8 protein-coding genes and 2 pseudogenes are annotated in these 10,431 nt (G+C 68.7%); 8 read left to right on the top strand and 2 right to left on the bottom strand.

The features are described from left to right. The 3 genes from IH13_RS36545 to IH13_RS41980 all read left to right on the top strand — a co-directional run. Nucleotides 1-1,009: amino acid permease (locus IH13_RS36545; protein WP_031080584.1), on the top strand; the 1,009-nt coding region annotated here is incomplete at its 5' end. A 174-nt stretch (nucleotides 1,010-1,183) separates the two neighbouring features. Next, nucleotides 1,184-2,527 carry a class I SAM-dependent RNA methyltransferase gene (locus tag IH13_RS0102280; RefSeq protein ID WP_031080582.1) on the top strand — a complete coding sequence of 448 codons (1,344 nt, stop codon included), beginning with the start codon at nucleotides 1,184-1,186 and terminating at the stop codon, nucleotides 2,525-2,527. Nucleotides 2,528-2,925: 398 nt separating this feature from the next. Beyond that, nucleotides 2,926-3,075 (top strand): hypothetical protein, encoded by a 150-nt coding sequence (locus tag IH13_RS41980; RefSeq protein ID WP_324605159.1) that lies wholly within the window; start codon nucleotides 2,926-2,928, stop codon nucleotides 3,073-3,075. 416 nt (nucleotides 3,076-3,491) lie between these two features. On the opposite strand, the gene IH13_RS0102275 is transcribed toward IH13_RS41980, so the two are convergent. Both IH13_RS0102275 and IH13_RS0102270 read right to left on the bottom strand, forming a co-directional pair. After that, entirely contained in the window at nucleotides 3,492-4,052 is a 561-nt protein-coding gene (locus tag IH13_RS0102275) for a hypothetical protein (RefSeq protein WP_031080580.1), read from the bottom strand. Between the two features lie 54 nt (nucleotides 4,053-4,106). After that, a pseudogene (locus tag IH13_RS0102270) lies at nucleotides 4,107-4,439 on the bottom strand (transposase family protein); the annotation flags it as partial. 370 nt (nucleotides 4,440-4,809) lie between these two features. Here IH13_RS0102270 and IH13_RS43820 point away from each other — a divergent pair. The 5 genes and pseudogenes from IH13_RS43820 to IH13_RS0102245 form a co-directional block, all read left to right on the top strand. Beyond that, nucleotides 4,810-4,986: a hypothetical protein gene (locus IH13_RS43820; protein WP_199814587.1), complete on the top strand. Its 177-nt coding sequence runs from the start codon at nucleotides 4,810-4,812 to the stop codon at nucleotides 4,984-4,986. A gap of 755 nt (nucleotides 4,987-5,741) precedes the next feature. Then, complete coding sequence (locus IH13_RS0102260) at nucleotides 5,742-5,936, top strand: ribbon-helix-helix protein, CopG family (RefSeq protein WP_031080575.1); 195 nt, start codon at nucleotides 5,742-5,744, stop codon at nucleotides 5,934-5,936. Next, complete coding sequence (locus tag IH13_RS0102255) at nucleotides 5,933-6,325, top strand: type II toxin-antitoxin system death-on-curing family toxin (RefSeq protein WP_031080573.1); 393 nt, start codon at nucleotides 5,933-5,935, stop codon at nucleotides 6,323-6,325. Before IH13_RS0102260 ends, IH13_RS0102255 begins: the two co-directional genes overlap by 4 nt. Before the next feature lie 704 nt (nucleotides 6,326-7,029). Beyond that, a complete protein-coding gene (locus tag IH13_RS0102250; protein ID WP_234433194.1) occupies nucleotides 7,030-9,225 on the top strand; it encodes a hypothetical protein in 2,196 nt (731 codons plus the stop codon). Between the two features lie 96 nt (nucleotides 9,226-9,321). Next, nucleotides 9,322-10,431: pseudogene (locus IH13_RS0102245) on the top strand (hypothetical protein); the annotation flags it as partial.

Genomic DNA, 10,431 nt, shown 5'->3' with positions numbered 1-10,431 from the left:
CCAGGACCGCTACCTGCCGCGCCAGCTGCACACCCGCGGCGACCGGCTGGCCTTCTCCAACGGCATCGTGCTGCTGGCCGGAGCCGCGATCCTGCTCGTGTGGATCTACGGCGCGGACTCCACCCGCCTCATCCAGCTCTACATCGTCGGCGTCTTCGTCGCCTTCACGCTCAGCCAGACCGGCATGGTGCGGCACTGGAACCGCCACCTGCGGACCGAGCGTGACCAGGCCAAGCGCCGTCACATGATCCGCTCCCGGGCGATCAACGCCTTCGGAGCCTTCTTCACCGGCCTGGTCCTGGTCGTCGTCCTGGCCACGAAGTTCAGCCACGGCGCCTGGGTCGCGCTGCTCGGCATGGTGATCTTCTTCGGCACCATGACCGCCATCCGCAAGCACTACGACCGCGTCGCCGAGGAGATCGCGGCCCCCGAGGCCCCGTCCGACGACGACACCATCCGGCCCTCGCGCGTCCACTCGATCGTCCTGGTCTCCAAGCTGCACCGGCCCACGCTGCGGGCCCTGGCCTATGCCAAGCTGGTGCGCTCCGACCAGTTGGAGGCGCTCTCCATCAGCGTCGACCCGGCCGACACGAAGGCGCTGCGCGAGGACTGGGAGCGGCGTGGCATCGACATCCCGCTGAAGATCCTCGACTCGCCCTACCGCGAGGTGACCCGGCCGGTCATCGACTACGTGAAGGCGCTGCGCAAGGACCGGCCGCGCGACGTCATCAGCGTGTACATCCCGGAGTACGTCGTCGGCCACTGGTACGAACACCTGCTGCACAACCAGAGCGCCCTGCGCCTGAAGGGCCGGCTGCTGTTCACGCCGGGGGTGATGGTGACCTCCGTCCCGTACCAGCTGGAGTCCTCCGAGGCGGCGAAGCTGCGGGCCCGGCGGCGGGCGAACTGGACGGCGCCGGGATCGGTGCGGCGCGGGCCGGTGGAGCGTCGGCCCAAGGAACCGCGGCGCAAGGAGCCGCACCACAAGGAGCCGCACGGCAGGGGCTGAGAGGCGGCGGGGGCGGGGAAGGGCGACGGGAGGCGAGGGCCTGAGCGGGTCCTGGCCTTGGCCTCGCGGCACCGCGCGTGGTAATCGGCCGGCCTAGGCCCACGTAGACTGGTGGGCTGTTGTCCGGCCGTTCCGTCCGCCGTACCTCTCCCCGATCTCTGGAGCCACCCCCTCATGCAGAACGAATCCACCCCGTCGCCGGCCGGGGAGTCGCTGGTCGGCCGGGAGTACGAGGTCGAAGTCGGCCCCGTCGCCCACGGCGGCCACTGCATCGCGCGTACGGCGGAGGGCCAGGTCCTCTTCGTACGGCACACACTGCCCGGCGAGAAGGTCGTCGCCAGGGTCACCGAGGGGGCGAGCGACTCGCGGTTCCTGCGCGCCGACGCCGTCACGGTCCTCGACGCGTCCAAGGACCGGGTCGAGGCCCCGTGCCCGTACGCCGGCCCCGGCAAGTGCGGCGGCTGCGACTGGCAGCACGCCAAGCCCGGTGCGCAGCGCCGGCTCAAGGGCGAGGTGATCGCCGAGCAGCTCCAGCGCCTCGCGGGCCTCACCCCCGAGGAGGCCGGCTGGGACGGCACGGTCATGCCGGCCGAGGGCGACAAGCTCCCGCCGGGCGAGGTCCCGGCCTGGCGCACCCGTGTCCAGTACGCGATCGACGCGGACGGCCGGGTCGGGCTGCGCAAGCACCGCTCCCACGACATCGAGATCATCGACGAGTGCCTGATCGCCGCTCCCGGCGTCTCCGAGCTCGGCGTCGAGAAGCAGGACTGGCCGCAGATGGCCACGGTGGAGGCCATCTCCGCCACCGGCTCCCACGACCGCCAGGTCATCCTGACCCCGCGTGAGGGCGGTCGCCTGCCCCTGGTCGAGCTGGACAAGCCCGTCTCCGTGCTCCGCGTCGACGAGAAGGACGGCGGGGTCCACCGCGTCCACGGCCGCGCCTTCGTCCGCGAGCGCGCCGACGACCGGACGTACCGCGTCGGCTCCGGCGGCTTCTGGCAGGTCCACCCGCAGGCGGCCGACACCCTGGTCCGCGCGGTCATGCAGGGCCTGCTGCCGCGCAAGAACGACATGGCGCTCGACCTCTACTGCGGCGTCGGGCTGTTCGCCGGCGCCATCGGCCAGCGGATCGGCGAGAAGGGCGCGGTCCTGGGCATCGAGTCCGGCAAGCGCGCGGTCGAGGACGCCCGGCACAACCTGAAGGACCTCGACCGGGTCCGCATCGAGCACGGCAAGGTCGACCAGGTCCTGCCGCGCACCGGCATCACGGAGTGCGACCTGATCGTCCTGGACCCGCCCCGCGCGGGCGCCGGCAAGGCGACCGTCAAGCACCTCTCGGGCCTGGGCGCCCGCCGCATCGCGTACGTGGCCTGCGACCCGGCGGCGCTGGCCCGGGACATCGCGTACTTCCGGGAGGGCGGCTACCGGGTGCGGACGCTGCGGGCGTTCGACCTGTTCCCGATGACGCATCATGTGGAGTGCGTGGCGATCCTTGAGCCGGTGAAGAAGGACGCCTGACCTGGGGTTTTGAACGTGCGCGTTAGGGGCGGTGTGGGCGGCACGGGGACATCTTGACGCTGGAATGACGCCCGGGACGCTCATTTGACGCTCGTTCTGATGGGGTGTCAGGCGCCCTGTTGGGTAGGTCAGGCGGCATCAAGGCTGCAAGCTACGCGGCAACGCCGAGGGCTGGTGACGCTCAAAGTGGAGTCGAAGGCCCTGCGGATCAGATGTCCCAGAAGGGACCAGTCGCTCAGCTGACCTGCGGAAACGATCGACTACCAGTCTCTGACCTGGGGAAACGGCTTTCGGTTGTTTCACGCTTGTGCCTCTTGACGCGGCCGAAGTCCCAGAGGGCTCCCGAGGAGGCCAGGTGTTCAGTGTCCGGCGGGCTCACCTTCGCGACCTTCCGCCCCATGTCCAGAAGACTCAAGACGTATCTCTCCGGCCTGGAACTCGCCAAGCCTGCTGGCCAGGTCATCACGGGGGAGGTCGTTCAGGACGGGGCTCCTCGACCACAGACGGGGCGCGGTTCCCGCAGCCGGGCCGTGGAAGGCGTGTCATGAGGCGTGGTGGGTAGCGGATCAGGGCCGTGGACAAGGGCGATCAGGTGTCGTCGAGTTGACTGCGATTCCGGCGTAGCTGTGCGGTCGCCCTTCCGGCGCTCGGGTCTTGAAGCTCGGGATTCGAGCGTCGTGGAGCCCTCTCATACTCGTTCGGGGGCCGGGGAAGTTTTCGGACCGATCCTTGGCTTCGGGGCCCGAGGTTAGGGCTCGGCCCTGCGACGCTGTCCACGTTCGTGCCATCCTGCGGCTGTTCTGGGCCAGCCAGCGGTGGACGGCCTGTTCGTTGGCGTTCACCACCTGCTGGGTGGCCCACTGGGCGGTCTCCCGGTCGGGATAGGGGGCGGAACGGGTCAGCACGGGGGTATCCCCTCAAATTGCCTCGTCAGGAGCCGAACTCCCACGGCGACAGGCGGTGTTCAATAGTCGGCGAAGTTCCAGAACATGCCCACCTCGGTGTCCGAGACGACGATCAGGCCGTAGTCCTCCGAGCACACGCTCAGCGGGCTGTACGCCCAGCCCGATGATGTGAAGTCGAGCGTGCCGTTCATGTGACCGGGCTTGTTGACGTTGGTGTGGAAACTGGCGGAGTCCCCGTAGCGCGTGAGGATCGTGCGCGTCATCGCCCGGAGCTCCGCCTCGCTTTCGGCGAAGCGACTCAGGCTGGACAGGGTGCAGCCGTCGTCCGTAAGGGCGAGGAGCAGGTTCTCGGCACTGTCCCGATCGATCTCCTGGAGACGCCTCGCGATGTATTCCGGCGGGTGGGCGACGAAGGGATACGTGAGGGACGCCTCGTGCTCCGGGTTCTGAGCCGCGTCATCGAGACCGGTCCAGCCGCGGGGGTCCGGGGCCCGTGCCATCAGAGCAAGGACGTCGAGGACCCAGTTCTCGTGGCGACGCGGACCCGTGGCGTCGTACGGGTACGCGTCCTCGTACAAGTGGCGTACCGCGGCTTGCCAGGACGTCTGGTCGACGGACATGTTTCTAGGCTTTCGCTAGGACCTGGAGGGCATCGGCGTCATGACGGTGAGCCTTCAGCGTTGCCTCTCCAGAGTGAGGATCGCGGCGGTGATCGTGCTGAGGCGTGTTGGGCTGCGGCGGGCGTGTCGGAGGATGAGCCAGGATCTCAGGCGGGCGACTCCGCGTTCGACGGGCGTCCGAGCCGCGGACAGGGCCCGGTGCACCGTCTGCTCGGTGGGGGAGGGCTCACCGCCCGGCGGGCGGCGTTTCGCGGTGGTGGCCGGGTCGTCCGCACCGACGTAGGCCATGTCCGCGAGGATCAGGACGCCTTGGCGCTCACAGATGTGGATGATCCTGTGGGTGCGGGCGGCGGTCAGGTCGTGGGTCCGGCCCGGCAGCGCCGGCGCACCTGGTTGCTGGTGCTGAGCGCCGCCGTCGCGGGCGGATGACTGCATCGTCTGTTCCCACGACCGGCCATGCGCAACCCCTCGCGGCTGTGCTTCTCCAACGGCTCAGTTCCACCCAGCGTGGCGCGCACCTCGCCCGTCGGCTCTTGCTGCACCAGCTCGACGTATGGGGCGTGCCACACGGCAGCGAGGCATCCGACACCGCCGCGCTGCTCGTCGCGGAACTCGCAGCCACCGCCGCCCCGCACGGCCGCGTCCCGGCCGGTACATCGAGGTTGCCGCTGAGGTCCTCGGCCGACCCCTGTTTCCCCGTGCGTTGCCGCGGCCTTACGGGCCGATCCGGCGCAGAGGGAAGAGAGTCGCGTCGTCGGTGCGGGTCGTCCAGGCGGGCCGCGAGGTGGTCGACGTAGTCCTGGAGTCCGGCGTGGCCGGCGCCTGGGGCGGCTTCCCGGAAACAGCGTTGCGCGGCTACGAGAAGGCGGCGCGTGTCATGGTCCGGGTCGGACGGACGGCGTTCGGTCAGGGCGGTCCGAGCACATCAGGATGAGGTCACCGATCTTCTCCGGCGTCGCGATGGCGGGGCAGGTCGCGCCGGGACAGGGCGCCCAGAGAGAGCCCGGGCCTGCCGCTGTGGGTCGGTAGGTGGGTGGCGTGACCAGCGTGCACCAGGACAGGGCGAGGTCTCCCGCGCAGGCCCACCAAGGTACGGGACACCGTCTCGCCCAACGAGGTGGGACACGTCTACTTCGCCCTCGACTCCAAGGAGAAACGGTTCATCGTGAACCGTGTGGAACTGCACCTGTAGCTGGCTCCGGCGGGCACTTTGGCGGCCTGTTCACTGGCTGTCGGCTGTGACGCTCGTTTGACGCTCCAGGTCCCCACGTAGGATGGCGAGCTGAGAAATGGGTGCCTGACCTGGGATTTTCCGTGACTCGCCCAGGCCAACGTCTTTCCGATGACGTCGCATGTGGAGTGCGTGGCGATTCTGGAGCCTGCGGACAAGGGTGCCTGACCTGTGTTTTTGCTCCTCTGGTGGATTTCGCCCTGTTTCACTCCGCGTAGCGGTTCGAGCGGACGGATCGTTCTTTGAGAGCTCTCTGACCTGCGAATTCGTGAACGAGGTGCTTGCAACGGCGACGCCCTCCAGTGGCTCCTGCGGGATTCTTGGGGCTCGGATGACGCTTGGAAAGGGAGTCCTCGGGCCTCCGCGGTAGCGATGTGCATGGCCGCCTGGTCCCACGCTCCGCGGAGCCGAGGGCGACCCGACCGCACCACTTGATACCGACCTGGTATCATCTCTGTATGGCGATGACACTTCGACTTCCCGACGACCTTGACGCCAAGCTCACCGAGCGTGCTCGTCGGGAGGGCCGCAGCAAGCAGGAACTTGCCATTGAGGCCATCCGCGACGCCCAGGACCGGGCCGAGCTGAAGGTCGATGACGTCCTGGCCGAGCTCATGGAGAGCGATGCGGAGATCTTGGACTACCTGAAGTGACCGACGTGCGCTACATCCAGGTCGACGAAATCCTGGCCATCGCCCGAACGGTCAACGGTACTGAGCACAGCGTGCGTGACATGGGCCTTCTGGTGTCGGCGATCGAGCGACCCCGGACGAACGTGTTCGGAGCCGAGCTGTATCCCACGCTGCACGAGAAGGCTGCGGCGCTGCTGCACTCCGTTGCCCGCAACCATGCGCTGATCGACGGCAACAAGCGCACAGCCTGGCTCGCCATGCGTGTCTTCCTGCGGTTCAACGGCGTGAGTGCGAGTACCGTCCCGCCGCCCGTTTCCGTGGCCGGCCCGTTCATCGAGGCAGTCGCGCAGGACAGCGTCGATGTACCGGCGATCGCCAAGCGCCTCGCGACCTGGTTCCCCGTTTCCTGACGTCCGACGAGGCGAGGGCGCCTCATGTGGAGTGCGTGGCGATTCTGGAGCTTGATGCAGAAGGGATCTGACCTGCGGTTTTCGTAGGTTGCTCTGGCGTAGCCGGGCGCGCTCGACACCTGCGTTTCCAATCCGTTGCACGGATCGCGGCAATGGGCGGCCACATCAGAAGGTGACCGGCGGTCCGGTACCGACGGGTGTGGTGAGGTGCGGCGGTGCGAGCAGCCCATGCACTGGGCTCTGCCTGTTGCATCGTGGACCTTGCCATGGGTGACTGCGACTGCCAGTGGGCGGCCGTTACCGTCCACGGGGTGGATTTTTCCCTCAGGCCGATACGAGATTGGCCTATGGCGTGGCTGGCTCGCCTTTGGTGGAAAGAGCCTTACTGCTGCGGCAGGCGGCGCCGCTGATGTACCTCTCCGGCCGGGCCGGTGGTCGTGGCGTCAGCGCTCCGGTTCTACGGAATTCGTGAACGCGGTAGGCGGATTCGATCGTCGTGGGCCATCGCAAAGTGATGAAAGTGCCACAGGAAACCCAAGGATGGGCATACTCTGCGGGAATCACCGCAGGTGGGCTGGGGCGACCTGTAATGCGGCGGAGGTGTCATGGGTGGGGACCCGTATGTGTCAGCAAAAGGGGTCGGAGAGCGCGAGCGGACAGGGGTGCCGGATCCGTACGGGGACCAAGCTCTCCTGACGTCTGCCATGACGGGGGGCTACGACGCCGTCCCCGGCCAGGAACGCAGTCGGCTGCGGAGCTATCTCGAAGCCGTTGTCGCGGCCCGTCCGGCGCCGGTGCACACCACGGTCGCCTTCAACGCCGTGTACTTCGGGTACAAGCTCGGCGGCGACGGCTACGGCGGAAGCCCGCTGTGCCTCGATGACTTTCCCGTCGTCACCTTCGGTGAGTGCGCTCCCGTGCTCCCGGTCGGGGCCATGGTGTGTGTCGCCACCGGGTCGGACCCGCTTTACGCCGAAATCGTCTACAGGGAGGGCGCGCACCCTGAGGTGGACGCGCTCGGTGACGTACCGGCATGGGTGTCGGGGGCGCCTGCGGGCGCCGAGGGCTCGGGTAGGCCGGGTGCAGATGCCGAACCACGGCGCAGGGAACTACTGGTGCCGGACCTTCACGCCTTCGGTCCGGCACTGAGCCTGTCACCGGCTCAGCTTCATCGCTTACGCACGCGCGGACGATGGATCAATGAGGACGGGCATGTCGTCGTCGACGTGTGCTATTCGTCCTCGCAAGCAGCCCGGCGCGACGATCTGACGGCCTACGCGGACCATCTCCTGACGACGGCTCGGGAACAGCTTCTCAGTCCCTTCGTCCCTGTTTCCCTTGCCTCCCTGGTGGGCGGCACGCACGACGACGATCTGCGGGCGGGACTGCTCGGTCTCCTCGACACAGTGCGGGGTGTCCTCAACTCCAGTGCAGTGCTGCGCACATGGGGCCACTACGCCATGACCCGTACCTCCCTCGCGGAGTGCTGGCGGGACACCGGACCGTTGGGCGGCGACGACCTCAGGTCTCTCGTGGCCGCGGTCGAGCACGCGGCCACCCCGGCGAGGCGGCGACACGGCCTCGCCGCTCCGGGCACTGTGTACACAGCGGTCGGACCACGACTCCGCAGTTTTCCCGGGGCGGAGGAACGGCTCAGGGAAGTGGGGTACGCCGCTGCGGTGTGCCGGGCGAACGTAGCGCTCGCCGACGTGGTCCAAGGGGACAGCGACCAGGGCCTGTTTGGCAACGGCTGCCGGGTCACCCTCGACGACGCCTTCGAGGGGGGAGGAGTGTGGCGATCCCACCCTCCCGGTGACGCAGAGGCGCCCGGAGACCCCCTGGGCCCGGCCGGGCGCGGCTGGAGCTCCACACTGCCCGCAGCGCCGGAGCCGGAAACGGAAGTGGAACTGGAACCGGTAGATGCGCCCCTCGCCGACGACGACGCCCTCGGATCCGGTGAACTCCTGCGAAGCGACGCGGAGGAGATCGTCTGGAGAGCGCCCCTGCGGCTGGCCCATCTCATCGGCGGCTGGATTCCCCTGTACCCGTTCGTCGCGCAGGACCTTTGCCGGCCCCGAGGCGCGCACTCCATGCTTCGCCTCGAACTCGACCATGCTGGTGCGACGTTGGACGAGAAGGAAGCGGTGCAGTACGTCGCGGCCGAACTCGGATACGGTTCGGGACGGTTGACGGGAATCGTCTGGCCCGGTGACTTCTTCCCCGGCCTGATGCTGGAGCTGCGTCGGCTCCGTGACGACACGGTGATTCGACTGGCCACGATGCGGTTGAAGGGCCGGGTGCAGGCCGGTGAACGGGAGACTGGGCACTGTTACGACCCTCGTGTGCTCACCAGGGAGGACGTACCGGGCAGCAGCCGCCACGGTGACAGCGCGGTCGGGCTGGGCCCCCGGCAATTGGTGATGCGCACCGTGCGCCGTTGCGGTCTGCTCACCCTGGACGGTCATGCCCTGATGGACCGGTCGGTCCTGCCGAGCGCGGTCTATGGGCGCCGACCGGCCCGGTCGCAGGCCGCCGCCTTGGACTCGGCCATCGCGGAACTGCTCGCGGAACGTCTTCTGGAGCCGGACCTGGGCAGCCGGGACGCCTGGGGGCAGCCACACTTCCCGCCGCGTGACGGACAGCGGATGATTTCCCTCATTGGCTACCGCCCCGCCAGGCCGCGGGTGATACGTCCGTGGGGCGGTGGCGAGCCGGGCGGTGAGGGACTGCGCGGCGCTCAGCTCGTCGCAGGTCATCTGCGCCGCCTGCGGCCGGGGTGTCTGCCCAGCGACGTTCAGCGCGCGGCCTTCAGGGAGCACTGCCGCAGACTCGGCAAGGCGGACGGCTGGGAACTTCCGTACGGCTACACGTTCGTGACCGAGCACGCGCGCGGCCGCTGACCTTTCAAGGCTTTCGCGCATCCAGGGCTTCGCCTCTCTCTTCCTCCCGCTACCCACAGGCACCTCCCGTCACCGAAAGAAACGGAGCGCGTGTACATGCAGGACTTCTACCGCGTCGTCACAGGACCGCCGTGGTCCCCGCCGAGCGTCTCAGCCGAGGACCTCGAAGGCCTGGCCACCGCGCTCAACGCCTTGCAATCCCCGGCCGTCGCCGCCCTGAACGACCTCACGGCGGACATGGTGGAACTCGCTTTCAACTCATTGCGGCCCAAGCACCGCCAGGAGTTGCTCACCAGTCTGGGCATCCGCATGTCGGCCCCTCGACGGGTGAGCAGTGCCCTGTGCCGGGACGTCCTCACCAGGCTGCGGCGCGAGTCGCGGCAGCATACCTGCACATGTGGGATCAAGGGACTCACGGTTACCGTGATGAACCAGGTCGGCGACTTCGTCCTGGCGCACGACGGGGAGCCGGTCCCCGACCCTGTTGCCCGGTGGGGCGCAACGCTGGTCCGGGCCACCGTGTTCGCGTGGTGCAATGCCTCCGTCACCGACGCCCACATCCTTGGCTGGGCGGCGGACCAGGACTGGTTCGGGGCGACGACCGACGACGAGGAGACGGCCCGGCTCACCGCCGTCGCTGCCGCGGCGCGGCCCCTCGTGGAGGCACACCCTGATTTCGTTCTAGGAGCCGCGGAAGACGCCGGGCTGGCGTTCGCGGAGGACAGCGAACCAGGGGCCGTTGCCGTCACCGACCGCCCGGGCACCAGTGTCCCTGCACCGCGGACCGCAGCAGCGGACGCCGGTACTTCGCACGAGGAGACCGCGACAGCGTCCGACAACACCGGAGCCCAGGCTGGGACAGCTCCCGAGGAGGCGTGTGCGCAGCTGGAGTCCGCACTGGCAGGGGCCCGCCAGACCGCGGAGAAGGTCACCGATACGGTCATGGACGGCCGCCCTCCGCAGGACGAGGACCTGGCTGGGCTCGCTGCGCTGAGCACTGTTTTCAACGACGTGGAGGCGGTGTTCCGGGCTGCTGGGATCGAAGGGGTGCCTCGTCGCCTAGAGGACATGACGCGCGCTGCGCACGCACACCGGACAGCGCGGGAGCGTGACCTCCAGGCCCGCGAGCCGTTGCGGGAACTGCTGGATGCCGCCTGCCGCCCGGACAGCTCCGCCGCTGCCGCCGCTGCCGCCGAGGCCGTGCGC

The sequence above is a fragment of the Streptomyces sp. NRRL WC-3549 genome (assembly GCF_000721935.1).
Classification (GTDB): domain Bacteria; phylum Actinomycetota; class Actinomycetes; order Streptomycetales; family Streptomycetaceae; genus Streptomyces.
This window is presented reverse-complemented; position numbering and strand designations above follow the sequence as displayed.

Bases quoted from the DNA above. Each gene is read 5' to 3' on its own strand.
- IH13_RS0102280 (WP_031080582.1), top strand. From the start codon at position 1,184: ATGCAGAACGAATCCACCCCGTCGCCGGCCGGGGAGTCGCTGGTCGGC.
- IH13_RS41980 (WP_324605159.1), top strand. From the start codon at position 2,926: ATGTCCAGAAGACTCAAGACGTATCTCTCCGGCCTGGAACTCGCCAAG.
- IH13_RS0102275 (WP_031080580.1), bottom strand. From the start codon at position 4,052: ATGTCCGTCGACCAGACGTCCTGGCAAGCCGCGGTACGCCACTTGTAC.
- IH13_RS0102260 (WP_031080575.1), top strand. From the start codon at position 5,742: ATGGCGATGACACTTCGACTTCCCGACGACCTTGACGCCAAGCTCACC.
- IH13_RS0102250 (WP_234433194.1), top strand. From the start codon at position 7,030: ATGACGGGGGGCTACGACGCCGTCCCCGGCCAGGAACGCAGTCGGCTG.